Annotated in this window: 23 protein-coding genes; 18 read left to right on the plus strand and 5 right to left on the minus strand. The window is 64.1% G+C overall.

Translation table 11 applies throughout. The annotated features are described in order from the left end of the window. Positions 1–122 precede the first annotated feature (122 nt). The gene (locus L6637_RS13060) at positions 123–1,718 is read right to left on the minus strand and encodes an ABC transporter substrate-binding protein (RefSeq protein ID WP_237870865.1); all 1,596 of its coding nucleotides are present in this window, start codon (positions 1,716–1,718) and stop codon (positions 123–125) included. 202 nt (positions 1,719–1,920) lie between these two features. On the opposite strand from L6637_RS13060, the gene L6637_RS13065 reads away from it, so the two are divergent. The 13 genes from L6637_RS13065 (at position 1,921) to L6637_RS13125 (ending at position 16,112) form a co-directional block, all read left to right on the plus strand. Continuing rightward, positions 1,921–3,579 (plus strand): ABC transporter substrate-binding protein, encoded by a 1,659-nt coding sequence (locus tag L6637_RS13065; RefSeq protein ID WP_237870867.1) that lies wholly within the window; start codon positions 1,921–1,923, stop codon positions 3,577–3,579. Between the two features lie 177 nt (positions 3,580–3,756). Further along, on the plus strand, positions 3,757–4,710 hold the full coding sequence (locus L6637_RS13070) for an ABC transporter permease (RefSeq protein WP_237864042.1): 954 nt from the start codon (positions 3,757–3,759) through the stop codon (positions 4,708–4,710). Positions 4,711–4,714: 4 nt separating this feature from the next. Beyond that, entirely contained in the window at positions 4,715–5,617 is a 903-nt protein-coding gene (locus L6637_RS13075) for an ABC transporter permease (protein WP_237864041.1), read from the plus strand. Positions 5,618–5,800: 183 nt separating this feature from the next. Continuing rightward, positions 5,801–6,859, plus strand: a complete 1,059-nt coding sequence (locus tag L6637_RS13080; RefSeq protein WP_237864040.1) for an ABC transporter ATP-binding protein — start codon at positions 5,801–5,803, stop codon at positions 6,857–6,859. Beyond that, positions 6,856–7,053, plus strand: coding sequence for a hypothetical protein (locus L6637_RS13085; protein WP_194464777.1), 198 nt, complete (start codon positions 6,856–6,858; stop codon positions 7,051–7,053). The genes L6637_RS13080 and L6637_RS13085 overlap by 4 nt, the downstream gene beginning before the upstream one ends. Then, positions 7,050–8,465, plus strand: a complete 1,416-nt coding sequence (locus L6637_RS13090) for an amidase (protein WP_237870870.1) — start codon at positions 7,050–7,052, stop codon at positions 8,463–8,465. Before L6637_RS13085 ends, L6637_RS13090 begins: the two co-directional genes overlap by 4 nt. Beyond that, positions 8,462–9,433, plus strand: a complete 972-nt coding sequence (locus tag L6637_RS13095; protein ID WP_237870871.1) for an ABC transporter ATP-binding protein — start codon at positions 8,462–8,464, stop codon at positions 9,431–9,433. Before L6637_RS13090 ends, L6637_RS13095 begins: the two co-directional genes overlap by 4 nt. 189 nt (positions 9,434–9,622) lie before the next feature. After that, a complete protein-coding gene (locus L6637_RS13100) occupies positions 9,623–9,892 on the plus strand; it encodes a GlsB/YeaQ/YmgE family stress response membrane protein (protein ID WP_237864037.1) in 270 nt (89 codons plus the stop codon). A gap of 264 nt (positions 9,893–10,156) precedes the next feature. Next, positions 10,157–11,905, plus strand: coding sequence for a type I secretion system permease/ATPase (locus L6637_RS13105; RefSeq protein WP_237870873.1), 1,749 nt, complete (start codon positions 10,157–10,159; stop codon positions 11,903–11,905). Then, positions 11,902–13,236 carry an HlyD family type I secretion periplasmic adaptor subunit gene (locus L6637_RS13110; protein WP_237870875.1) on the plus strand — a complete coding sequence of 445 codons (1,335 nt, stop codon included), beginning with the start codon at positions 11,902–11,904 and terminating at the stop codon, positions 13,234–13,236. The genes L6637_RS13105 and L6637_RS13110 overlap by 4 nt, the downstream gene beginning before the upstream one ends. Positions 13,237–13,479: 243 nt before the next feature. Beyond that, the gene (locus L6637_RS13115; RefSeq protein WP_237870877.1) at positions 13,480–14,949 is read left to right on the plus strand and encodes an AMP nucleosidase; all 1,470 of its coding nucleotides are present in this window, start codon (positions 13,480–13,482) and stop codon (positions 14,947–14,949) included. A gap of 146 nt (positions 14,950–15,095) precedes the next feature. Then, positions 15,096–15,734 (plus strand): tetratricopeptide repeat protein, encoded by a 639-nt coding sequence (locus tag L6637_RS13120; RefSeq protein ID WP_237870879.1) that lies wholly within the window; start codon positions 15,096–15,098, stop codon positions 15,732–15,734. Positions 15,735–15,836: 102 nt separating this feature from the next. After that, a complete protein-coding gene (locus L6637_RS13125; protein WP_237864032.1) occupies positions 15,837–16,112 on the plus strand; it encodes a DUF1488 family protein in 276 nt (91 codons plus the stop codon). Between the two features lie 100 nt (positions 16,113–16,212). On the opposite strand, the gene L6637_RS13130 is transcribed toward L6637_RS13125, so the two are convergent. Beyond that, positions 16,213–16,695 carry a CinA family protein gene (locus L6637_RS13130; protein ID WP_237870881.1) on the minus strand — a complete coding sequence of 161 codons (483 nt, stop codon included), beginning with the start codon at positions 16,693–16,695 and terminating at the stop codon, positions 16,213–16,215. A gap of 161 nt (positions 16,696–16,856) precedes the next feature. On the opposite strand from L6637_RS13130, the gene L6637_RS13135 reads away from it, so the two are divergent. Genes L6637_RS13135 through L6637_RS13145 form a run of 3 tightly spaced genes read left to right on the plus strand, consistent with a single transcriptional unit; the run spans position 16,857 to position 19,463 of the window. Continuing rightward, complete coding sequence (locus tag L6637_RS13135; RefSeq protein WP_237870883.1) at positions 16,857–17,915, plus strand: amidohydrolase family protein; 1,059 nt, start codon at positions 16,857–16,859, stop codon at positions 17,913–17,915. Between the two features lie 25 nt (positions 17,916–17,940). Further along, entirely contained in the window at positions 17,941–19,050 is a 1,110-nt protein-coding gene (locus tag L6637_RS13140) for an amidohydrolase family protein (RefSeq protein ID WP_237864029.1), read from the plus strand. Continuing rightward, complete coding sequence (locus L6637_RS13145; protein ID WP_057746215.1) at positions 19,050–19,463, plus strand: Rieske (2Fe-2S) protein; 414 nt, start codon at positions 19,050–19,052, stop codon at positions 19,461–19,463. Before L6637_RS13140 ends, L6637_RS13145 begins: the two co-directional genes overlap by 1 nt. A 68-nt stretch (positions 19,464–19,531) precedes the next feature. Here L6637_RS13145 and tcuC read toward each other — a convergent pair whose 3' ends face one another. Both tcuC and L6637_RS13155 read right to left on the minus strand, forming a co-directional pair. Continuing rightward, positions 19,532–20,878 carry an MFS transporter gene (gene tcuC, locus L6637_RS13150; RefSeq protein ID WP_237864027.1) on the minus strand — a complete coding sequence of 449 codons (1,347 nt, stop codon included), beginning with the start codon at positions 20,876–20,878 and terminating at the stop codon, positions 19,532–19,534. A gap of 144 nt (positions 20,879–21,022) precedes the next feature. Then, positions 21,023–21,922, minus strand: coding sequence for a transcriptional regulator GcvA (locus tag L6637_RS13155; protein ID WP_237864026.1), 900 nt, complete (start codon positions 21,920–21,922; stop codon positions 21,023–21,025). Positions 21,923–22,032: 110 nt separating this feature from the next. Here L6637_RS13155 and L6637_RS13160 point away from each other — a divergent pair, with 110 nt between their 5' ends. After that, positions 22,033–22,236, plus strand: coding sequence for a DUF1127 domain-containing protein (locus L6637_RS13160; protein ID WP_237864025.1), 204 nt, complete (start codon positions 22,033–22,035; stop codon positions 22,234–22,236). Between the two features lie 78 nt (positions 22,237–22,314). Next, positions 22,315–22,938 carry a GNAT family N-acetyltransferase gene (locus L6637_RS13165; protein WP_237864024.1) on the plus strand — a complete coding sequence of 208 codons (624 nt, stop codon included), beginning with the start codon at positions 22,315–22,317 and terminating at the stop codon, positions 22,936–22,938. Positions 22,939–23,001: 63 nt separating this feature from the next. On the opposite strand, the gene L6637_RS13170 is transcribed toward L6637_RS13165, so the two are convergent. Further along, positions 23,002–23,832, minus strand: a complete 831-nt coding sequence (locus tag L6637_RS13170; RefSeq protein WP_237870885.1) for an enoyl-CoA hydratase — start codon at positions 23,830–23,832, stop codon at positions 23,002–23,004. Positions 23,833–23,897: the final 65 nt, after the last annotated feature.

Here is a 23,897-nt window from a genome sequence, read left to right on the forward strand (position 1 = left end):
GCGGATGCGCGAAGCGCAATCCGTTGAGCGTAACCCGCCGACTCCGGTCGGTGTTTGCGGAAGCATGGTGGGTTACGCCTTCGGCTAACTAACCCACCCCACGGCAGCTGTGTCCGCGGCCTTCACTCCACCCCGATCGTGGTCAGATCCTGGAACCAGTGCTGGGCCTGCACGAACTGCTTGATCTTCGGCGACAGCGCGTGCGGGTTGGTGTCGTGGACGACCCAGACCAGCGCGGCATCGTCGACGATGAGCGCATGGGCCTTGGCGATCAGCTCGTCCTGCTGGGCGGTGTCGAAGGTCTGCTTGGCCTGGTTGATCAGGGCGTCGACCTCGGGGTTCTTGTAGCCGCCCCAATTGACGCCGACAGGCGCGATCTGGTCGGAGGCGAAGAAGCGCACGATGGCGTAGAGCGGATCCGACGTGACATAGGCGATGTTGTTGGCGGTGATGCCGGCATTCATCTCGTCGGCCGCGCCCTTGCGCCAATGCGTATAGAGCGTCTCGAGTTCGACCACCTTGAAGTCGATGTCGATGCCGATCTCCTTGAAACTCTGCTGCAGGAATTCGTTCATCGGCAGCGACAGCATCTGGCCGGTGCCGCCCTGCGCGATGATGAAAGTGGTCTTCAGCGGTTTTTCTTTTGAATAGCCGGCTTCCTCCACCAGCTTCTTCGCCGCAGCAAGATCGTACTTCAATTCAAAGCTCGGCTTGCCGAACCACGGGCTCGACGGGTCGACCTGGCCCTTGGCCGGCTTTGCAAGCCCGTTCATCAGGCCGACCACCTCGTCGCGGTTGATGGCGAGGTTCAGCGCCTTGCGCAGGCGGATGTCGGTCCAGGGCGAGCCCGGCAGCACGCTGAGGTGATAATTCCAGACATGCGGCGTGACGTTGTCGACGAGTTTCATGCCGGCAGCTTTCAGCTGCGGCACGGCATCGGGCGCCGGAGTCTCGATCAGGTCGACTTGCCCTGCGAGCAGCGCGTTGGTGCGCGTCAGCGCTTCCGGCATCGGCACCAGCACGATCTTGTCGACCTTGGGAATCCGCTTCGGATTCCAATAGTCCGGATTCTTGCTGAGCTCGGCGAGCTCGCGCGGCACCAGCTTGGTCAGCTTGAACGGGCCGGTGCCCGACGGCTGGCTTGCGAACTTGTCCCAATCCTTGCCGAGTTTCTCATATTGTGCCGGGCTCGACACCAGGAACCACAGCATCTGATACGGGAAAAAGGAATCGACCGTCTTGGTGGTGATCTCCACGGTGAAATCGTCGATCTTGGCGTAGCTGGCGACCGAGGGCAGGCGGGTCTTCACCTGCGCGCTCTGCCGCTTGTCGAATTGCGGCGCCTTGTCGTTGAGCACCTTGTCGAGATTCCAGATCACCGCATCGGCGTTGAACTCGCTGCCGTCGTGAAACTTCACGCCCTTGCGAAGGGTGAAGCGCCACTTGGTCTTGTCCGTGTCGTCGACCTTCCATTCGGTCGCGAGCCCCGGCACCAGTTTGCCCGGCCGATCGGCGACGTCCATCTCCCACGCCACCAGCGGATCGTAGATGGTGTAGGCCGTGAACTGATAGGCTCCGGCACCGCGATCGGGCTGGCCTGATGTCAGCGGAATATCCGCCATCGAGATGCCGTAGCGCACCACCGTTTCGGCGCGCGCCGAGAGTGCTGATATCGCCAGCGCAAGCGCGGCGAGACAGGTCGTTAAGCGAATACGCATGGCCCAAGCTCCCAGGAAAAGGTCGGGCTCAAACGTTGCAATCTTGATGCCAGAATAGGCAGCACGATGCCCATGCACGCGCACGATCACAAGGACTTGTCGTCGCAGGGGCAATTTGCAGAATAAGTTTCCCCGGATGGCATAGCCATTGCATACGTTTGCATCAAAATTAGTCATCGATATCGGGAAAAGGATTGAGGCGATGCTTATCAAGACAACCGCGCGTGCAGCATTGATCGCTGCACTTGCCGTGGCGGCTGCGGCGGCGTGGCCGCGCGCGGCCAGCGCCGAAACCGTGCTGCGCATCGGCATGACCGCGGCGGACATTCCGCGCACGCTCGGTCAGCCCGATCAGGGTTTTGAAGGCAACCGCTTCACCGGCGTCACCATGTATGACGCGCTCACCGGCTGGGACCTGTCGTCCGCCGACAAACCGAGCGTGGTGATCCCGGGCCTCGCGACCGAATGGAAGGTCGACGAGTCAGACAAGACCAAATGGACCTTCAAGCTGCGCCCCGGCGTCACCTTCCACGACGGCACCCCGTTCAATGCCGACGCAGTGGTCTGGAACGTCGACAAGGTCTTGAAGCAGGACGCGCCGCAGTTCGATCCGAGCCAGGTCGGCGTCACGGCCTCTCGTATGCCGACGCTGGCCTCCGCAAGGAAGATCGACGACATGACGGTCGAGCTCACCACCAAGGAGCCCGACAGCTTCCTGCCGATCAACCTCACCAACCTCTTCATGGCGAGCCCGGCAAAGTGGCAGCACTTCTACGACAAGGCCGAAGGCGCAGATGCCAAGGCCAAATCGCAGGCCGCCTGGACTGCCTTTGCCAAGGACGCCGCCGGCACCGGCCCGTGGAAGATGGCGGGCTTCACGCCGCGCGAGCGGCTCGAGCTGGTCAAGAATGCCGACTATTGGGACAAGACCCGCGTGCCCAAGATCGACAAGATGGTGCTGTTGCCGATGCCGGAGGCCAACGCGCGCACCGCGGCGCTTTTGTCTGGACAGGTCGATTGGGTCGAGGCGCCGGCGCCGGATGCGCTGCCCGAGCTCAAGCAGCGCGGCTTCAAGCTCTATGCCAATGAGCAGCCGCACGTCTGGCCGTGGCAGTTCTCGCGTGTCGAAGGCTCGCCCTGGAACGACATTCGCGTCCGCAAGGCCGCCAATCTTTGCGTCGATCGCGAAGGCCTCAAGGACGGATTGCTTGCAGGGCTGATGGTGCCGGCGACCGGCACCTTCGAGCCCGGCCATCCCTGGCGCGGAAAACCGACCTTCGAGATCAAGTACGACAAGCCGGCTGCGCAAAAGCTGATGCAGGAGGCCGGCTTCGGTCCGAACAAGAAGCTGACGGTCAAGATCCAGACCTCAGCCTCGGGTTCGGGCCAGATGCAGCCGTTGCCGATGAACGAATACCTCCAGCAGGCGCTCGCCGAATGTTATTTCGACGTGCAGCTCGACGTCATCGAGTGGAACACGCTGTTCACCAACTGGCGCCGCGGCGCCAAGGATCCGAGCGCCAACGGCTCGAACGCGACCAACGTCACCTATGCGGCGATGGACCCGTTCTTCGCGCTGGTGCGCTTCCTGCAATCGGGCATGGCCCCGCCAGTCTCGAACAATTGGGGGTTCATCAACAATCCCAAATTCGACGAGCTGGTGAAGAAGGCAAGGCAGACCTTCGACCCCGCCGCGCGCGACGCCGCGCTCGCCGAGCTGCACGCAGCCTCCGTCGACGACGCCGCCTTCCTCTACGTCGCCCACGACGTCGGCCCGCGCGCCATGAGCCCGAAAGTGACAGGTGTGATCCAGCCGAAGAGTTGGTTCATCGACTTCTCACCGATTGCGATGCAGCAGTGAGGTGAGCACGCTGGTAGAGTTCCCTCCCCCCTTGTGGGGGAGGGTTAGCCACACAGGGACTGCCCGTGTGAACCCCCTTCCCCAACCCCTCCCCGCAAGGGGGAGGGGAGCCCTACCATCGCGCGTCCCTTACTGAAGACGCGCACCCAATCGTACGACATCACGTCAGGTCAATCCGTGCTCGCCTATATCGCCAGACGCATCGTCTATGTCATCCCGATCGTCATCAGCGTGGCGCTGGTGTGCTTTCTGCTCGTGCACATCACGCCGGGCGATCCGCTGGTCGCGGTGCTCCCCGCCGATGCCTCTCAGGAGCTCGCGGCGCAGCTCCGCGCCGCCTATGGCTTCGACCGGCCGCTGCCGGTGCAGTTCGGCCTCTGGCTCTTGCGCGCGCTGCATGGCGATCTCGGCAATTCCATTGCCACGGGGCGCCCCGTGCTCGCCGAGGTCATGCGCGCGGTCGGCAACACCGTTACGCTGGCGATTGCGGCCGCCATCATCGGCTTCACCATGGGCATCCTGCTCGGGCTGATCGCCGGCTATTTCCGCGAGACATGGATCGACAAGCTCGCGACGTCGTTCGCGATCGCCGGCGTCTCGGTGCCGCATTACTGGCTCGGTATGGTGCTGGTCATTATCTTCTCGGTGGAGCTGAACTGGCTGCCCGCGGTCGGCGCCGGGCCCGGCGGCTCTGCGGCCTGGGCCTGGGATTGGGACCACCTGAAATATCTGGTGCTGCCGGCGATCACGACCTCGGTGATTCCAATGGGCATCGTCACACGCACCGTCCGCGCGCTCACTGGCGATATCCTCTCGCAGGATTTCGTTGAAGCGCTGCGCGCCAAGGGCCTGCACGAAACCGGCGTATTCCGCCACGTCATCAAGAACGCCGCGCCGACCGCGCTCGCGGTGATGGGGCTCCAGCTCGGCTACATGCTCGGCGGCTCGATCCTGATCGAGACCGTGTTCTCCTGGCCGGGCTCGGGCTTCCTGCTCAACTCCGCGATCTTCCAGCGCGACCTGCCGCTGCTGCAGGGCACGATCCTGGTGCTGGCACTGTTCTTCGTCTTTCTCAATCTCCTTGTCGACATCGCCCAAGCCGCGATCGATCCGCGTATCAAGCGGGGCTAGCGGGATGAGCGAGCTTCCCTTGTCCACCACCGCCGATGCCGCGCTGCAGGCCGCGCCCGCGACCAAGGCGCGCGGCTATTGGGCGACGGTCGGCCGCCGCATCCTGCGCGACAAGGTCAGCATGGCCTGCGCCATCGTGCTGCTGTTGATCTTCGTCTCCGCGATCCTCGCGCCCTGGCTCGGCCTGGAAGATCCCTACAAGGGTTCGATGATCCGCCGCCTGCGCCACATCGGCACATCAGGCTATCCGCTCGGCACCGACGAACTCGGCCGCGACATGCTGGCGCGACTGATCTATGGCGGCAGGCTGTCGCTGGTCATCGGCATCCTGCCTGTGATCCTCGCCTTCTGCATCGGCACCTCGCTCGGCATCATCGCCGGCTATGTCGGTGGCAAGCTCAACACCGCGATCATGCGCACCGTCGACGTGTTCTACGCCTTCCCGTCGGTGCTGCTGGCGATCGCGATCTCCGGTGCGCTCGGCGCCGGCATCCTCAACTCCATCGTGGCGCTGACCATCGTGTTCGTGCCGCAGATCACCCGCGTCGCCGAGAGCGTCACGACAGGCGTGCGCAACATGGATTTCGTCGAAGCCGCACGTGCCTCCGGCGCCGGGCCGCTCACCATCATGCGCGTGCACATTCTCGGCAACGTGCTGGGCGCGATCTTCGTCTATGCCACGAGCCTCATCTCGGTTTCCATGATCCTGGCGGCCGGCCTCTCCTTCCTCGGCCTCGGCACCAAGCCGCCGGAGCCGGAATGGGGCCTGATGCTGAATACGCTGAGGACCGCGATCTACGTCAATCCCTGGGTGGCAGCATTGCCGGGCGCGATGATCTTCGCGGTCTCGATCTGCTTCAACCTGCTCTCGGACGGCCTGCGCAGCGCCATGGACATCAGGAATTAGAGCGATGAGAGAGATTCTGATTGCGGCGATGTTGGTGCCACACCTCTCCCGATGGGAGAGGTCGGATTGCATCGCAAGATGCAATCCGGGTGAGGGGTTACGCTCTATCGAGTTTGCCGCGCCCCCTCACCCGGCGCTGAGCGCCGACCTCTCCCCGACGGGGAGAGGTGGGAGATCGTGGCGATGACAACAACTGAACCAATTGCCATGCTGGAGCCGGTCGAGGACCGCGGCGGCGTCGCGCAGCCGCTGCTTCAGGTCAACGGGCTGACAAAACACTTCCCCGTCCGTGGCGGACTGTTCGCCGCCAAGCGCACCGTGCGCGCCGTGGACAATGTCTCCTTCTCTGTCGCCAAGGGCGAGACCGTCGGCATCGTCGGTGAATCCGGCTGCGGCAAGTCGACCACGGCGCGCCTCTTGATGCATCTGATGCCGCGCGATGACGGCGACATCATCTATGATGGCATGACCGTCGGGCAGTCGCTCTCCTTGCGCGAATTGCGCCGCGGCATGCAGATGGTGTTCCAGGACTCCTACGCCTCGCTCAATCCGCGCCTGACGATCGAAGAGTCCATCGCGTTTGGCCCGAAAGTCCACGGCATGGCTGATGGCGCGGCGCGCGCATTGGCGCGCGAGCTGCTCGGCAAGGTGGGTTTAGTCCCTGCAAATTTCGCCAACCGCTATCCGCACGAAATCTCCGGCGGCCAGCGCCAGCGCGTCAATATCGCACGCGCGCTGGCGCTGTCGCCGCGGCTGGTGATCCTGGACGAAGCCGTCTCCGCGCTCGACAAATCCGTCGAGGCGCAGGTGCTCAATCTGCTCGCCGACCTGAAGCGCGAGTTCGGGCTGACCTATCTCTTCATCAGCCACGACCTCAACGTCGTCCGCTACATCTCGGACCGCGTGCTGGTGATGTATCTCGGCGAGGTCGTCGAACTCGGCCCGGTCGATCAGGTCTGGGACAGCCCCGGGCATCCCTATACGCGCGCGCTGCTTGCAGCGATGCCGTCCTCCGATCCTGACAGGCGCACCGAGAAGCCGCCGATCTCGGGCGACCCGCCCAATCCGATCGATCCGCCCACGGGCTGCCGCTTCCATACCCGTTGCCCGTTTGCGGAGCCGCTCTGCGCAAATGCGACACCAAAGCTTACGGCACTCGATAAGATGGGCCACGAAGCCGCGTGCTATATGGCCATTCCGGGATCTGGCCATAGCCGTGCGCCAGGAGAGGAAACCGCATGACGAGACCGACGACGAAAGAAATCCAGGCGACCGCGCAAGTCGCCGGCGTTCCTGTCGACGAGGAGATCGCGACACGCATCTCCAATTCCATCGGGCCGGCCTTCGAGGGCTTTGCCGCCATTGCCGGCACGCTGCCGTTCGACCTCGAGCCCGCGCTCTATCCGCTTGCGCAAGCCGCGAAGGTGTCGAAATGAGCCGTGAACCTGCCCTGATGACGCTCACCGAGGTCGCGCGTGCGATCGCGATGAAGCAGGTGTCCTCGCATGAGGTGACGCGCGCGCTGTTGCACCGCATTGCGCAGTGGCAGCCGCATCTCAACGCCTTCATGTCGATTGAATCAGAAGCCGCGCTGAAGGCAGCCGATGCCGCCGACGCCGCGCTTGCGAACGGCGAGGTGCGTGGCCCGCTGCATGGCGTGCCGCTCGCGCACAAGGACATGTATTACGATGCCGGCAAGGTCTCGACCTGCGGCTCGTTGATCCGCCGCGATTTCGTGCCATCAGTGACGTCGACTGCGTTGCAGCGGCTGAAGGATGCCGGCCAGGTCAGGCTCGGCACGCTGCATCTGGCCGAATTCGCCTATGGCCCGACCGGGCACAACGCCCATTATGGCCCGGTACGCAATCCCTGGAATGTCGCGCATATCACCGGCGGGTCCTCCTCGGGCTCCGGTTCGGCGGTGGCCGCTCGGCTGACCTTTGCGGCGCTCGGCTCGGACACCGGCGGCTCGATCCGTATGCCCGCGCATTTCTGCGGTGTCACCGGGCTGAAGACCACGGTCGGTCGCGTCAGCCGCGCCGGCGCGATGCCATTGTCGCAATCGCTCGACACGGTCGGCCCGCTCGCTCGCACCGCGGAAGACTGCGCGCTGCTGCTGGCGCTGATGGCTGGCCCCGACCCCGAGGATTCGACCACGAGCCAAGAGCCGCTCTCGGACTACGTCGCGGCGACCAAGGGCTCGCTCAAGGGCCTCAAGATCGGCATCCCTGCGTCCTTCTATGTCGACGATCTCGACAGCGAGGTCGCGCGCGTGCTGGACGAGACCATCGCGGTGCTCAAGCGCGAGGGCGCAGATATCGTCAAGGTGGAGCTGCCGGACCAGCGGCAATTGCAGGCAGCGAGCCAGCTCGTGCTCGCCGCGGAAGCCGCCGCCTTCCACAAGCGCTGGATGATCGAGCGTCCCCAGGACTATGGTCCGCAGACCTTGATGCGGCTTCAGAACGGCCTCGCCATACCCGCCATCACCTATCTCGAGGCGATGCGCTGGCGCGGCCCGGCCCTCGCTGCGCACAATGCAGCGACCGCCGGCGTCGACGCGGTGATCGCGCCGGCCTCGCCCATCCCGGCGCCGACGATCGAGGAGAGCGATGTCGGCGGCGGACCGAACGCGCCGGCGCTGCTGCAGCGGCTGACGCTGTTCACCCGCCCGGTGAATTTTCTGGGCCTGCCGTCGCTCACCGTACCATCAGGGTTTACCAAAAGCGGCTTGCCTGTCGGCATGCAGCTGATCGGCCGCTCCTTCGATGAAGCGACTTTGCTGACCATCGGCGCCGCCTTCCAGCGCGTCACCGATTATCACGAGAGGTTGCCAAAACTGCCGTCATGACAAAGCTCGTCGAGATTTCAGGCCTCAACATCCGCTTCACCGGCGAGCGCACGGTCTATGCCGTGAACGATCTCAATCTCTCGCTCGGTGATGGCGAGGTGTTGGGCCTGCTCGGCGAGTCCGGTTCGGGCAAGAGCGTGACCCTGCGCGCGCTGATGCGGCTGTTGCCGAAGAAGCGCACGCAAATTTCGGGCGCTGTCAATGTGATGGGCCGCGACGTGCTCGCCATGAACGACGAGGAGCTGTCGTCGTTTCGCGGTCAGACCGTGTCGATGATCTTTCAAGAGCCGGCGCTCGCGCTTGACCCCGTCTACACCATCGGCGCGCAGATCGCCGAAAGCGTGGTGCGGCACGAAGGCAAGTCTCATGCGGAAGGGCGCGCGCGGGCGCTCGAAATGCTCGACATCGTGCGCATCCCCTCGGCAAAGCGACGGCTGGATGCCTATCCGCACGAAATGTCCGGCGGCATGCGCCAGCGCGCGATGATCGCGCTGGCGCTCGCATGCCGGCCGAAAATCCTGCTCGCGGACGAGCCCACCACCGCGCTCGATGCCACCGTGCAGATCCAGATCCTCTTGCTGCTGCGCGAGCTGCAGCGCGAGTTCGGCATGTCCGTCATCTTCGTCACCCACGACATTGGCGTCGCGATCGAGATCTGCGACCGCGTCGCGGTGATGTATGCCGGCCAGATCGTGGAGCAGGGCGCCTTGCGCGACATCGTCCGCACCCCGGTGCACCCCTATGCCAGGGGCCTGCTCGCCTCGACCATCCAGGGCGCCAAGCGCGGCGCCCGCCTCGAAACCATCCCCGGCACCCCGCCATCCCTCGCCGAAAAGCCGAACGGCTGCTCCTTCGCCCCCCGCTGCGCCGTGGCCCAGCCCCGCTGCCTGGAGCAGCTGCCGCCGAACGTCGAGGTCGGCCCGGGCCGGGCGGCACGGTGCGTGCTGGCCGAGCCGGTGCACGTCTGAACTCAAAAATACCCTGCGCCGGCACGCCCTTGTCACAATCCACCGCGCCCATCCCGCTGCGGCCATTTCTACTGTGCATGGGGTTGTTTTCGCGATTGCGGATCCGAGGGCCCTCCGGGAACACCATTCAGACCCCATTCATCCCGGTTCCCGTTCCATGGCCCCGTTAACGGAGAGGGACTTCATCTTATGTACATTTCTGGTCAAAGCCTCATCGTCATCCTGTTTGTCGGCTTGGTGGCCGGCTGGCTCGCTGGCAAGATCGTGCGCGGCGCCGGGTTCGGCATCATCGGCGATATCGTGATCGGCATCGCCGGCGCGTTCGTCGCAACCTTCCTGTTCCCGAAGCTCGGCATCCATATTGGCGTCGGGCTGGTCTCGGAGATCATCTATTCCGCCATCGGCGCCATCATCCTGCTGCTGGTGGTCCGGCTGATCCGCGGCGGCGGCCGGCTCTAGCGGTTCGACCGATCGGAACCTTGTGCCTCTCCCCGGCGCCTCGTCAGCGCCCTGGGGGGAGGCGCTTGTCTTTACTCGAAAAAGCCGCAAAGACTGTGAAATACCGGACTTGCGGATCGGGCTGTCCGCAGTAGATGTGGCAAGGTCCGGATGAATTTGATTGCATTGCAAGCGGGGAGAACCCGATATTAATCCGCGGCGCGTACGCCTCGATTTGCCTTTTAAATCAGGGGGTCTGCCCCTCACCCGAAAGAGATCAGACTGATGGCAGCCGTTCCCGGCCTCCGCCGTTCAGAGCTCGGTGACGCGCTGCGTGCCTGCCGCACTGCATTCGTCGGCGTCGGCTTCATGAGCTGCATGATCAACCTGCTCTATCTGACCGGATCGATCTTCATGCTGGAGGTCTACGACCGGGTGCTGCCGAGCCGCAGCATCCCGACCCTGGTCGGCCTGATCGTCCTCGCCGGCGGCCTGTATGTGGCACAAGGCGTGCTCGACATGATCCGCAGCCGCATCCTCGGACGGGTCGGTACCGCGCTCGACGAAGCCCTGAACGCGCGTGTGTTCGACACCATCGTGCGGCTCCCGCTCCTCGTCGGCAATCGCAACGAGGGGCTGCAGCCGCTGCGCGATCTCGACAATGTCCGCTCCTTCCTCGGCAGCATGGGCCCGAGCGCCTTCTTCGACCTGCCCTGGCTGCCGCTCTATCTCGGCATCTGCTTCGTCTTCCACGTCTGGATCGGCGTGACCGCGCTGGTCGGTGCCGTCATCCTGGTCGGCCTGACGCTTGTCACCGAGTTCCTGTCCCGCCAGCCGGCGAAGGAGGCGATGGGCCTTGCCGCCCAGCGCAACGACCTCGCCCAGTCCAGCCGCCGCAACGCCGAGGTGCTGGTGTCGATGGGCATGGCCGGCCGGCTCAACGCGCGCTGGAGCGCGGCCAACGAAAAATACCTCGCCGGCAATCAGCGTGCGAGCGATGTCTCCGGCGGCCTCGGCGCGATCGCCAAAGTGCTGCGCATGATGCTGCAATCGGCCGTGCTCGCTGTCGGCGCGACGCTCGTCATCCACCAGGAGGCGACCGCCGGCATCATCATCGCAGGCTCGATCCTCTCGGCCCGCGCGCTGGCGCCGGTCGATCTCGCCATCGCGCACTGGAAATCCTTCGTCGCGGCCCGCCAGAGCTGGCACCGCCTCAGCCGGCTCCTGGACCAGATACCGGCGCAGACGATGCCGACCCAGTTGCAGGCGCCCACCAGTCGCCTCTCGGTCGAAGGCGTCGCCATGGTGGCGCCGGGCGACCAGCGCCTGATCGTCCAGGACGTCAATTTTACACTCGAAGCCGGCAACGGCCTCGGCGTGATCGGGCCGAGCGGCTCCGGCAAGTCCTCGTTGATCCGAGCACTGGTCGGCGTCTGGCAGCCGGTCCGCGGCAAGGTCCGGCTCGATGGCGCCGCGCTCGACCAATGGTCGAGTGACGTGCTCGGCCGCTACATCGGCTATTTGCCGCAGGACGTCGAACTGTTCGGCGGCACCATCGCGCAGAACATCAGCCGGTTCGATCCCGAGGCGACCTCCGACGGCATCATCGCCGCGGCCAAGGAAGCCGGCGTGCATGAGATGATCATCAAGATGCGCGAGGGCTACAACACGCAGGTCGGCGAGCAGGGCACTTCGCTCTCCGCCGGCCAGGCCCAGCGCGTGGCGCTGGCGCGCGCGCTCTATGGCAATCCGTTCCTGATCGTGCTGGACGAACCCAATTCCAATCTCGACACCGAAGGTGACGAAGCGTTGACCCGCGCGATCCGCAGCGCCCGCGAGCGCGGTGCGATCGTCGTCGTGGTCGCACATCGCCCGATCGGCGTCGAGGCGGTCGACCAGATCCTGGTGCTGCGCGATGGCCGCATGCAGGCCTTCGGTCCGAAGGAGCAGGTGCTCGCCCAGGTGCTGCAGCCCCGCGTCGCGCCGCCGGCGCCGATCAAGGTCGTCAGCGAAGGCGGAGTGGCCAAAGCATGAGCACGATGACGGTTGGCGGGACCAAGTCCGCCGCGACGAAGACCGTACGGGAATCGATCCGGTTTCACCTGTTCCTCGGGCTCGGAATCGTGGCGTTCCTCGCCGTCGGCCTCGGCGGCTGGGCCTCGACGGTGCTGATCTCGGGCGCGCTGATCGCGCCGGGCCAGATCGTGGTCGAATCCAACGTCAAGAAAGTCCAGCATCCGACCGGCGGCGTCGTCGGCGAGGTGCGCGCCCGCGACGGCGACGTGGTCAAGGCCGGCGACATCGTGGTGCGGCTCGACGACACCGTCACCAAGGCGAACCTGGCCATTGTCACCAAGAACCTCGACGCAGCGCTGGCGCGCGCGGCGCGGCTTCAGGCCGAGCAGCGCGGTCTGGACAAGATCGAGTTTCCGCAATCATTGCTTGACCGCGGTGACGATCCCGACGTCAAGGCGTTGCTCTCTGCCGAGACCAAGCTGTTCGACGTCCGCGTCAACGGCCGTGCCGGTCAGAAGGCGCAGCTGCGCGAGCGCATCCAGCAGCTCAATGAGGAGATCGAGGGTCTTTCCGCGCAGGAGAAAGCCAAGGACAAGGAGATCGCGCTGGTGCAGCAGGAGCTCACCGGCGTGCGCGATCTCTATGACAAGCACTTGGTGCAGATTTCGCGCCTGACCACGCTCGAGCGCGATTCGGCCCGCCTCAACGGCGAGCGCGCGCAATACATCGCTTCGCGGGCGCAGGCCAAGGGCAAGATCACCGAGACCGAGTTGCAGATCATCCAGGTCGACAAGGACATGGTGAGCGAGGTCTCCAAGGATCTGCGCGAGACCAACGACAAGAGCGGCGAGCTGATCGAGCGCAAGGTCGCGGCCGAAGACCAGCTTCGCCGTGTCGACATTCGCGCCCCGCAGGACGGCATGGTGCTGCAATCCACGGTGCACACCGTCGGCGGCGTCGTCACCGCCGGCGACACCCTGATGCTGATCGTGCCGCAGGCCGACGACCTTCAGGTCGAGGCCAAGGTCAATCCGGTCGACATCGACAAGCTGCAGATCGGCCAGAAGACGCTGCTGCGCCTCTCCGCCTTCAACCAGCGCACCACGCCCGAGCTCACCGGCGTCGTCAGCCGCGTCTCGCCTGACGTCACCACCGACCAGCGCACGGGCCAGAGCTACTACACCATCCGCGTCTCGATGTCGGCGGAGGAAGTCGCCAAGCTCGGTGATTCCAAGCTGATTCCTGGCATGCCGGTGGAAGCGTTTGTGCAGACCGGCGACCGCACCATGCTGTCCTACCTGTTGAAGCCGCTGCACGACCAGTTCATGCGGGCCTTCCGGGAGAAGTGACGCGCGGCAGCGCGTCATCCCGGAGCGCGCTCAGCGCGCATCCGGGATATCGAGCGGCAAGCTCAGTCTCGTAGGGTGGGTTTAGCCCTGCGGACTGCGCGAAGCGCAGACCGCTCTGCGTAACCCACCACTACTCTATCCGCGGAAGCAGAAGTGGTGGGTTACGCTGCGCTAACCCACCCTACGGCACTTTTTTCTTTGCTATAGTTCGACTCAAGCTCCAGCAACCCCGCCGGTCGAACAATGCAATCTCCACCCTCCATCGCCACGAAATCCTTCTCCGATGCATCCGCGGCCGTCGCTCGCCTCGAAGAGATCTACGAGCGCAATACAAAGTTCCTGCGTGACCGGTTCGAGGTCTATGTCTCCGGCGAGGCGATCACGACGCGGGTGCGGGCCTATTATCCTTTCGTCCGCCTCACCACTGCGACGCATGCGCGACTGGACTCGCGTCTCTCCTATGGCTTTGTCGCCGGCCCCGGCGTGCACGAGACCAGCGTGACGCGGCCGGATCTGTTCCGGGCCTATCTCACCGAACAGATCGGCCTGTTGATCCAGAACCATGGCGTACCCGTCGAGATTGGCGAATCCGCCGAGCCGATCCCGATCCACTTCGCCTATCGCCGCGACATCAACATCGAAGCCGCCATCACCACCAGCGAGAATTCGCCGATCACGCGATCGCTGCGCGACGCGTTCGACGTGCCTGATCTCGCCACGATGGACGATTCCATCGCCGACGGTACGTTCCAGCGTCAGGCGGGCGCCCCCGAGCCGCTGTCGCTGTTCCGCGCCGCCCGCGTCGACTACTCGCTGCGCCGGCTCTACCACTACACCGGCACGGACCCGGAGCATTTCCAGAACTTCGTGATTTTCACGAACTACCAGTTCTATGTCGATGCCTTCGCGCAAGCGTGCCAGCAGCGGCTCCAGTCCGGTGAAGCTGGGCTCGACGCGTTCGTTGCACCCGGCAACGTCATCACGCGCGGCGACGGAAGCACGACCGGGATCGCGCCTGCGCGTACACCGAATATGCCGGCCTTTCATCTGGTCGCGCCTGATTGTCGCGGCATCACGCTGATCAATATCGGCACCGGTCCGTCCAATGCGCGCAACGTCACCGATCACGTCGCGGTGCTGCGGCCTCATGCCTGGCTGATGCTCGGGCACTGCGCGGGCTTGCGCAACACGCAACGGCTTGGCGACTATGTGCTCGCGCACGGCTATGTGCGCGAGGACCATGTGCTCGATCGCGAGCTGCCGCTGTGGGTGCCTATCCCGGCACTGGCCGAGATGCAGGTCGCGCTCGAGCAAGCGGTTGAGGACGTCACGGGGCTCGAGGGCTTTGAACTCAAGCGCCTGATGCGTACCGGCACCGTCGCCAGCGTCGACAACCGCAATTGGGAGATCTCCGGGTCCGAGGTCATTCGCCGCCTGTCGCAATCGCGCGCGGTCGCGCTCGATATGGAATCGGCCGCGATCGCCGCCAACGGTTATCGCTTCCGCGTGCCTTACGGCACGCTGCTCTGCGTCTCCGACAAGCCGCTGCACGGCGAGATCAAGCTCGCCGGCATGGCCAGCGAATTCTACCGTGCCCGTGTCGGCCAGCATCTCGAGATCGGCCTGAAGGCGCTCGAACGGCTCAAGCAGCAGGAATCGGAGCGGCTGCATTCGCGCAAGCTTCGCAGCTTTGCCGAGGTCGCGTTCCAGTAAAGCCGGGCAGCTCTGCCCGAACAACGGCAGCACGCCTGTCGTGCCGAGCCGCTGATGTGCTCGCCTTCGTGTCGCGGGAATATCCCTGCCGAAGCAGGGTTATCATCTCGTCCGGGGCGTGTTCGAGCAGACATCAGGAGACCTCAATGGTCAGTCCGATCATCAGGCTTGCCGTTCGCGGCGCGTATCTTGCGGCGTTCGTTGTCGCAGCCGGATCTGCGCCTGTCTGGGCCGCAGGCGGAGGTGGCGGCGGCGGTGGTGGAGGCGGCGGTGGTGGCGGAGGCGGCATGGATCCCTTCGCCCACCCCTCTTCCAGCCAGAGTACGCCGGCCCCGACCTATCCCGCGCGCACCGGCACCAAAGCCACCCAAAAGGGCAAGAAGGCCAACAACCAGTCGAGCATCGATGATCCGGCTTTTGCCGCAGGCTACCGCGTGGCCTACGACACCATATACGAGCGCAACGACTACCCCGCCGCGATCGCGCAGTTGAAGTCACTTGGCCACGACGACAATGCGAATGTCGCGAACCTGATCGGTTACTCCTACCGCAAGCTTGGCGACTACAAGCAATCGCAGGTCTGGTACGAGCATGCGCTGACGATCGATCCGAACCACGTGCTGACCTGGCAGTATTATGGTCTATGGCAGCTCGAGCAGGGCAATCGCGAGCAAGCGATGTTTCATCTCAGCCGGATCGCGGCCATTTGCGGTACGGATTGCGATGAATACAAGTCGCTGGCCACGGCATTGAACAAGCCCACTGGAACAGCTCTCGCGTACTGAAGCAGGCCGGGACGGCCGGCTATGAGATGCACGCCATCTGCGGGGTGACAAGTTGCGCGAATTTCAGCATTGTCCCGTTCGGGGGGCGAACGGGACAGTTGCATGCCGCTTTTGCGCGACAGGATCATCGGCCACGACATCGAACGTCTGGCCTTTCGCTTCACCATGCTGAATGACGGTGACGTTGTGGACTGCCAGATCAGCGACGCTGCAATGGACGAACTCGCGGGCATGCAAGGCACCGAGAGCAGCGCCCGGCAAGCGCAGTTCTTGTCTTTGCGCGAAACCATCGAGCGGATCGCGTCAGATCTTTATGATGAGGCGCCGCGGTTCAAGGGTTATGTGGTGCGGATTTTTGTGCGGCATTTGGGGCGGTAGCTATCGCGTCCTATTCTGCCGTCATCGCCCCGCTTTCGCGGGGCATGACAGAGAATATATTGCGATAGCGTCCCGATTCACGAGAGCAGCAGGAGCCAGCTCATCCCTCGAGTTTCCCTAACAGCAACTTCAGCGCCGTCGCCGCAAACACCTGCATGTTGGCGAAGCGATCACTGCTGCCCGTCTCCAGCGTCACCACCTCCGTCGCGGGCCCTGTGACCGCCATGCAGCTGTGGCCGGCGGCATCGCCGTAGCGGTTGCCGCTCGGGCCGGCTGCGCCGGTCTCGGACAGGCCCCAGTCGGAGCCGAAGCGGCCGCGCATCTGCTCGGCGAGCAGCTTTGCGTAGGGCTCCGAGGATGAGCGGAAGCCTTTCATTCCTTCGTCCGAAATATCCATCAATACGCGTCTGGCGTCGCGGGTGTAGACCACTGCGCCGCCGAGGAAATAGGCCGAAGCTCCGGGCACCGCGAGCAGGCTTGCTGCGATCAGGCCGCCGGCCGAGGATTCTGCAACTGCAATGGTTTGTTGGCGCGCGATCAGTTTCGCTGCAACCTGTTCGGCAATGCCGACGAGCTCTTTCATCCCTCACCCCTTGTTCCCTCGCAACCGAGCTCAGCCTTCCTAGCATATGACAGCGGCATTGGCCGAGTTGCGGGCGAGGGGCAGGCCTGCTTGAATGGAAGGCGAGGCGGCCAAGCGCCGCCCGCGACAAGACGACGAGGAAACGTGAGAAGGGAGACGTCATGGCGTCCCTGATCGCCGGCGGGGTGGATTGCGATGTGCATCCGGCCGTGCCGCATCTGACCAGCCTGCTGCCCTACCTGAACGACTATTGGCGCGACCAGGTGACGACGCGCGGCATGGTCGACCTTGTCTCGCAATCCTATCCGAAGAACTCGCCGATCGTGGCGCGACCCGATTGGCGTCCCGAGACCGGCAAGCCGGGCGAGAGCCTCGAGGACATGCAGCGGCATGTGCTCGATCCCTTCCAGCTCAAACACGCCATCTGCAATCCGATTTACGGCGTGCAAATGGTGTTCTCCGAGGACATGCAGGCTGCCTTCTGCCGCGCGCTGAATGAATGGCTCGCCAGGGAATGGCTCGATCGCGACTCCAGATTGCGCGGCTCGATCGTGATCCCGACGGAAAGCGTCGAGAAATCAGTCGCCGAGATCGAGCGTTGTGCAGAGGACAAGCGCTTCGTGCAGGTGCTGATGCTGGTCATGGGGGACACCCCGCTCGGCAAGCGCGCGCTGTGGCCGATCTATGAAGCCGCGGAGCGGCTCGACCTGCCGGTCGGCATCCATGCCGGTTCCGCCTATCACAATCCGCCGACCGCGGTCGGTTGGGGTTCCTATCACATCGAGGACTATGTCGGTCAGGCCCAGGCGTTCCAGACCCAGCTCACCAGCCTGATCGTTGAGGGCGTGTTCGCAAAATATCCGCGGCTGAAGATGGTGATGCTGGAGTCAGGCGTCTCCTGGATCTCGCCCTATCTCTGGCGCCTGCACAAATTCTGGCGTGGGGTGCGGATGGAAACGCCCTGGGTCGATCGCGCCCCGCTGGACATTGTGCGCAGCAACATCCGCTTCTCATTACAGCCATTTGATGCGCCGCCGGACGAGGCGACATTAATTCGCCTGTTTGATCATATGCAGTCCGACGAATTGGTCCTATTCTCCACGGACTATCCGCACTGGCAGTTCGACGGCCAGGACGCGCTGCCCGAGGGTCTCACCCCCGATCTCGTGCGCAAGATCATGATCGACAATCCGCATGCCACCTATCCCCGCCTGAAATGAGCCCGCTGCCAAAGGAGGCAAGGCGATGAATATCCAGTTCCGCGAGAGCCAAGAAGCCGCTTCCCCCTTGACGACGAAGACCGCAATTGCGGACTGCGACATCCATCCGGCACGCGCTACGCGGACCGAGCTTTATCCCTACCTCGCCAAACGCTGGCAGCATCATCTCGAGGTCTACGGCGTCCATGCCTATCAGGGCATGATGGAAGGCCCGCCCTACCCGAAGGCCCAGCCCAACGCCTCGCGCCGCGATGCTTATCCGCCCGAAGGCGGCCCGCAGGGCTCTTCGCTCTCCTTCATGCAGAAACAGCTGCTCGATCCCAACAACGTGCAGCTCGGTGTGCTCAATCCGCTCAACACCGGGCAGGGCATCCGCAATCACGAACTCTCGGCGGCGCTGTGTTCGGCGATCAACGACTGGCAGATCGACAAATGGACCAGCAAGGACAAGCGGCTGAAGGCGTCCATTGTCGTGGGCAATGAGGACGGGCTGTCGGCTGCTGCGGAGATTCGCGAGCGCGCCGGCGACAAGAACTTCGTGCAGGTGCTGCTGCTGAGCCGCAATGTCGAGCCGCTTGGCCAGCGCCGCTATTGGCCGATCTATCAGGCCGCGGAAGAGGCGGGGCTTCCGGTCGGCGTCCATGCCTTCGGCTTTGGCGGTAATCCGATCACGCCATCAGGCTGGCCGTCCTATTACATCGAGGAGATGGTCGGCCACTCGCAGTGCCAGCAATCCGCGCTGGCGAGCCTCGTGCTGGAAGGCGTGTTCGAGCGTTTCCCGAAACTGAAGATGGTGATGATCGAGGCCGGGTTCGGCTGGGCGCCGTCGCTGGCGTGGCGGCTCGACAAGGTCTGGCAGCGGTTGCGCAGCGAAGTGCCGCACGTCAAGCGGCCGCCGTCCGAATATATCCGCGAGCAGGTGTGGTGGACTACGCAGCCGATGGAAGACCCTGAAAGACGCGAGGATCTGTTCGACGTCATCAAATGGATCGGCTGGGACCGGCTGTTGTTCGCGACCGACTACCCGCATTGGGATTATGACGAGCCGTCGCGTGTGCTGCCGGCGGGCGTCAGCGAAGCCGATCGCGATGCGTTCTATCTCGGCAATGCCAAGACGCTGTACGGGATTGCTTGATGGCGCGGCATGTGGTCGCCGCGGTCGATGAATTGCCGCCCGGCACGCGAAAATTTCTGGAGATCGACGGACGGCCGATCGCGGTCTTCAACATCAAGGGCGAGTATTTCGGTCTGATGAACCGCTGCCCGCATCAGGGTGCGGCCTTGTGCGAGGGCCCGCTGATCGGTCTCGCGCAGTCAAAGGATCCGGGCGAGATCGAATACACCAAATTGGGTGAGATCATCCGCTGTCCCTGGCACGGCTGGGAGTTCGACATCCGCACCGGCCAATCCTATTGCGACCCTCGCCGTTTCCGCGTGAAGGCCTATCCGGCCCATGTCGAGCCGGGCGCAAGCGTGGTGAAGGGACCATATGTGGCGGAGACGATACCCGTGAAGGTCGAGAGCGACTACGTGGTGGTGGAGCTGTAGCTGCTGGCCGCACGGGAGCTGCGCTCCTTCTCCCCACAGCCGGGGAGAGGCGAAGAACAACGACCATCCTAATGCCCCGTCGCCGGCTCGACGGCCGTATCATAGACCGGCACCGTCTTGCCGCCGCCGCGATAAACCACGAGCGCGGCGATGATGCCGAGCGCGGCGCCGAACATGAGCCAGTACGCCGGCGAGGCCTTGTCGCCGTTGGTCATGCTGATCAGCTTGGTCGCCACAGCCGGCGTCGATGTGCCGAAGATGCCCGCAGCCAGTGCGAAGGCGATCGAGAAGCAGGTGGTCCGGACATGGGCCGGCACGATCTCGACCAGACATCCCAGCATCGTGCCGCTGTAAACGCCGAAGTAGAACGAGAACATCATCTGGACGGCCAGCAATTTCCCGAGCGTGGGAGCTGCCGCGAGCCAGGATAGCGCAGGGTAAGCCGTCAGGAATGACAGGGTTGCGATGGTCACCAGCACGGGCTTGCGGCCGATCCGGTCGGACAGCGCGCCGCCGACCGGATTCCAGATGAAGTTGGTCACGGCAACGAGCAGGGTCACAAGCAATGTTCCCGTCGGCGAAAGGTTGAGCTGCTTGCCGAAGCCGGGGGCATAGACCGTGATGAAGTAGAAAGTGGTCGTGGTCAGCACGGCAATCATCATGCCGAGGATGACGATGCGCCAGTTGGCGAGCGCCGACGCGAACACTTCGCGTGCGGTCGGATGCTTCTTCATGGCCAGGAACGCCGGCGTTTCCTCGAGCGAGCGCCGCAGGAAGAAAATCACGGGGATGATGATGCAGCCGACGAAGAACGGGATGCGCCACTTCGCGACTCCCCCAAACACATCCAGGAAGGTGTCACCGGGGATAGCTTCCCGCAGGATGAAACCGAGGATCGCTGCGACGAAGATCGCGACCTGCTGACTGGAGGACTGGAACGAGGTGTAGAAGCCGCGATTGCCTGGTGTTGCGATCTCCGACAGATAGACCGAGACGCCGCCCAGCTCCACGCCGGCGGAGAAGCCCTGAATCAACCGGCCAATGAGCACAATGGCCGGTGCGGCAACGCCAATCGCTGCGTAAGACGGGCAGAAGGCGATCACCACAGTGCCGAGCGCCATGAGCGCGAGCGTGACGATCAGGCCCTGGCGGCGGCCGATACGGTCGATATAGGAGCCGAGGACAATGGCGCCCACTGGGCGCATCAGCGCGCCAAGCCAGAACACACCATACGCATTGAGCAGTGCCGCGGTCTCGTCCGCGGCGGGGAAAAACGCCTTGGCGATGTCCTGCGCATAGAAGCCGAACAGGAAGAAGTCGAACTGCTCGAGGAAATTGCCCGATGTCGCGCGCAGGATCGCGCCGATGCGCGACTTGAGCTCGGGCGGATTTGATGATGCTGCTGGTCCAGCCATTGACGTTGCTCCCCTTGAAGACGCGGCCGGACCGGAACTCATTTTCACGGCAAGGCGACAGATTGCTGCTGCGACAATCTGCCTAACCCCTCTCGCGCGAGGCCTTGCGAGTCAACCCATTTCACTGCGGAAGCTGATGATTTTTCAGGCTTTATTCTGCGTCGCAGCGATCATCCATTGGCGAAAGGCGGCGAGTTTCGGCACCTCGCGACGGCCCTCCGGCGAGACGAGATAGAAGCCGGCATCGGCCGGCAGCGCGATCTTGAAGGGAACCACGAGCCGACCCTTGGCGATGTCGTCCTTGACGTAGGAGGTTCGTCCCATCGCCACGCCGATGCCGTCGATCGCGGCCTGGATGGTCATGAAGATCATGTCGAAGGTGATGCCGGGCTGCTTGGCGATGTCGGCCGGCAGCCCGGCCGCCGTCAGCCAGAGCCGCCAGTCGTCGCTGTTGGCATTGGAGGTGTGCAGCAGCGGATAGCCGCGCAGATCCTCCGGCTGACGCAGCGGCTTGTCGCCGCGCAGCAGTGAGGGGCTGCACACAGGGAACAGCTCGTCCGCCATCAGCCAGTCGGCGCGCAGGCCCGGCCACTGGCCACGGCCGTAGCGGATCGCGGCGTCGACGTCGTCACGCTGGAAATCGACCAGGCTGGTGGAAGTGGTGATGCGGACGTCGATGTCGGGATGCGCATCCTGGAAATCAGCAAGCCGGGGCAGCAGCCATTTTGCGGCGAGCGAGGCCAGCGTCGAGACCGTCAGCACCTTGTCGTCGTCCTTGCGCAAGAGCCGGTCGGTGGCGAGCCGGAGATCGTTGAAGGCGGCGCGAACACCTGGGAGGTAGTCGCGCGCCTCCGGCGTCAAGGCCAGCGCGCGGTTCTGCCGGATGAAGAGACGGATGCCGAGCTCCTCCTCGAGCCGGCGGATCTGATGGCTGATCGCGGTCTGAGTCACGTTCAGCTCGCTGGCGGCCAACGTGAAGCTGAGATGGCGCGCAGCAGCCTCAAACGCCCGCAATCCGTTCAGGGACGGCAATCTGGCAGTCATTTGGCAGCAGGATGCATGAGCTTATTTCATGCGAAGAGGTACAAATTGTCGTTTGTCGCAGTGCACCTGGAGGCACATATTAGCGTTCAAGTTAGCTCAAGGAGCTGAAGATGTCCACTTTGACCCAGAATTCGATGACAAATCATCATGCACCGGGCCTGATCCAGCAGGTCAGTGAGACCATCCATGTCTGGCACGAGCGCTACCGGACCCGGCGCGAGTTGACCAACTGGACCGCCCGCGATCTCCACGACGTCGGCCTGTCCTGGACCGACATTGCCTTTGAGGCCGACAAACCCTTCTGGCGGGCCTGATAGGCCGTCAGGCCGGCGCCGCCTGATCACAGGGGCGCCGGCGGTCCCCTCTTTGCTATCCACACTTGGGCTCGTGTCATGAGCACCTATCGCCTCGAAGAGCTGAAGCAATATTCGGATACGCTGCGCACCCGCGACGGGGAGGCGGTCAACCTCCGCTTCGTCGAACCGCGCGATACGGACGAGCTTCAGCACTATTTCCGTTCGCTGACGACACGCTCCCGCTACAACCGATTCTTTGGCGCGATCAGCGAATTGCCGAAGGGGCTGCTGAGCGAATTCCTCGACGTCGGAACGCGCGAGCGTTTTACCGTGGTCGCGACCAAGATGGTCGATGGCTTCGAGACGATCGTTGCCGAGGCGCGCTACGCGCTCCACGCCGAGACGTCGACGCTCGAATTTGGCCTGTCGGTCGACGACCGCTGGCAGGGCCACGGCGTCGCGACCGCGCTCATGAAGAATCTCGAATGCCGCGCTGCCGCGCTCGGCGCCGAGCACATGTTCGGCGATACGCTGCGCTCCAACGAAACCATGATCTCGCTCGCACGCAAATCCGGCTTTGCCTTCGTCAATCATCCCGATGATTGGAAGCTGGTGCGCTTCGACAAGGAGATCAACGTCGCGCCAAAGGACATTCCCTGCGCGAGCTGGCGTCTCCCTGCGCTTTCCCGTCAGGCCGAACGCCCCTCAGCCTCGGCCTGACACCACTCCGAGCCCGGCCTGGCCAAGCCAGCGCCGGGCTTCTTTTTGTCGAGCGGCGTCCTTCTACTTCCCCGTAAACACCGCCTTCCGCTTCTCGATGAACGCCTGCACCGCCTCCTTGTGATCGGCAGTCGTGGTCAGGCGCACCAGCCGTTCGGCTTCGTGATCCCTGGCGGTTTCGAAGTCGAACAGCAGGGCCTCGTCGAGATTGTCCTTCATGTAGCGCAGCGCCAGGCGCGGGCCTTCGGCGAGCGACTTTGCCAAAGCGAAGGCCTCGGTCTGCAGCTTGTCGTCGGGGACGACGCGATTGACGAGACCGATGACCTCCGCGCGCGCGGCATCGACGCGGTCGCCGGTGAACAGCAATTCGCGCGCCCGCGCGGTGCCGACGAGGCGGGTGAGCAGCCAGGCGATGCCGTAATCGCCCGACAGCGCGATGCGGGCATAGCCGGTGGCGACGAAGGCCGATCGCGCGGCGATGCGGATATCGCAGGCCATGGCGATGGCAAGCCCGGCGCCGACCGCAGGGCCGGGCAGGGCTGCGATGGTCGGCTTGCGCACCGAGACCAGCGCGCCGGTAAGCAGCCGCTGCCGCTCCTGGAGATCGGCGATGCGTTCTTCCTGCGACATCTCGAGTGTCTTGGGGTCGCGATGCGCCCCCATGCCCTTGACGTTGCCGCCAGCGCAGAACGCCTCGCCCGCGCCGGTGATGAGGAGCGCGCCGACATCGGGGCTCTCGCCACATCTACGGATCATCGTGCGCAGCGCCGGCGTCAGGGTGTCTGACAGCGAATTGCGCGCCTCCGGCCGGTTCAGCGTGATCACGGCGACGCGGTCGCGGATGACGCAGAGAAGTTCGTTGGTGCCGGTGTCGATGGTGGTTTCCGTGGTCATGTTCGCCTCCCCATTTCTTGGCGTCATTCCGGGTTCGGTCCTGCGGACCGCCCCGGAATGACAAA

This window comes from Bradyrhizobium zhengyangense (genome assembly GCF_022012435.1).
GTDB lineage: Bacteria > Pseudomonadota > Alphaproteobacteria > Rhizobiales > Xanthobacteraceae > Bradyrhizobium > Bradyrhizobium zhengyangense.

Excerpts from the sequence above, each read along its gene's own strand:
- L6637_RS13060 (WP_237870865.1), bottom strand. The coding sequence starts at position 1,718 with ATGCGTATTCGCTTAACGACCTGTCTCGCCGCGCTTGCGCTGGCGATA.
- L6637_RS13065 (WP_237870867.1), top strand. The coding sequence starts at position 1,921 with ATGCTTATCAAGACAACCGCGCGTGCAGCATTGATCGCTGCACTTGCC.
- L6637_RS13075 (WP_237864041.1), top strand. The coding sequence starts at position 4,715 with ATGAGCGAGCTTCCCTTGTCCACCACCGCCGATGCCGCGCTGCAGGCC.
- L6637_RS13080 (WP_237864040.1), top strand. The coding sequence starts at position 5,801 with ATGACAACAACTGAACCAATTGCCATGCTGGAGCCGGTCGAGGACCGC.
- L6637_RS13085 (WP_194464777.1), top strand. The coding sequence starts at position 6,856 with ATGACGAGACCGACGACGAAAGAAATCCAGGCGACCGCGCAAGTCGCC.
- L6637_RS13090 (WP_237870870.1), top strand. The coding sequence starts at position 7,050 with ATGAGCCGTGAACCTGCCCTGATGACGCTCACCGAGGTCGCGCGTGCG.
- L6637_RS13095 (WP_237870871.1), top strand. The coding sequence starts at position 8,462 with ATGACAAAGCTCGTCGAGATTTCAGGCCTCAACATCCGCTTCACCGGC.
- L6637_RS13100 (WP_237864037.1), top strand. The coding sequence starts at position 9,623 with ATGTACATTTCTGGTCAAAGCCTCATCGTCATCCTGTTTGTCGGCTTG.
- L6637_RS13105 (WP_237870873.1), top strand. The coding sequence starts at position 10,157 with ATGGCAGCCGTTCCCGGCCTCCGCCGTTCAGAGCTCGGTGACGCGCTG.
- L6637_RS13110 (WP_237870875.1), top strand. The coding sequence starts at position 11,902 with ATGAGCACGATGACGGTTGGCGGGACCAAGTCCGCCGCGACGAAGACC.
- L6637_RS13115 (WP_237870877.1), top strand. The coding sequence starts at position 13,480 with ATGCAATCTCCACCCTCCATCGCCACGAAATCCTTCTCCGATGCATCC.
- L6637_RS13120 (WP_237870879.1), top strand. The coding sequence starts at position 15,096 with ATGGTCAGTCCGATCATCAGGCTTGCCGTTCGCGGCGCGTATCTTGCG.
- L6637_RS13125 (WP_237864032.1), top strand. The coding sequence starts at position 15,837 with ATGCCGCTTTTGCGCGACAGGATCATCGGCCACGACATCGAACGTCTG.
- L6637_RS13130 (WP_237870881.1), bottom strand. The coding sequence starts at position 16,695 with ATGAAAGAGCTCGTCGGCATTGCCGAACAGGTTGCAGCGAAACTGATC.
- L6637_RS13135 (WP_237870883.1), top strand. The coding sequence starts at position 16,857 with ATGGCGTCCCTGATCGCCGGCGGGGTGGATTGCGATGTGCATCCGGCC.
- L6637_RS13140 (WP_237864029.1), top strand. The coding sequence starts at position 17,941 with ATGAATATCCAGTTCCGCGAGAGCCAAGAAGCCGCTTCCCCCTTGACG.
- L6637_RS13145 (WP_057746215.1), top strand. The coding sequence starts at position 19,050 with ATGGCGCGGCATGTGGTCGCCGCGGTCGATGAATTGCCGCCCGGCACG.
- tcuC (WP_237864027.1), bottom strand. The coding sequence starts at position 20,878 with ATGGCTGGACCAGCAGCATCATCAAATCCGCCCGAGCTCAAGTCGCGC.
- L6637_RS13155 (WP_237864026.1), bottom strand. The coding sequence starts at position 21,922 with ATGACTGCCAGATTGCCGTCCCTGAACGGATTGCGGGCGTTTGAGGCT.
- L6637_RS13160 (WP_237864025.1), top strand. The coding sequence starts at position 22,033 with ATGTCCACTTTGACCCAGAATTCGATGACAAATCATCATGCACCGGGC.
- L6637_RS13165 (WP_237864024.1), top strand. The coding sequence starts at position 22,315 with ATGAGCACCTATCGCCTCGAAGAGCTGAAGCAATATTCGGATACGCTG.
- L6637_RS13170 (WP_237870885.1), bottom strand. The coding sequence starts at position 23,832 with ATGACCACGGAAACCACCATCGACACCGGCACCAACGAACTTCTCTGC.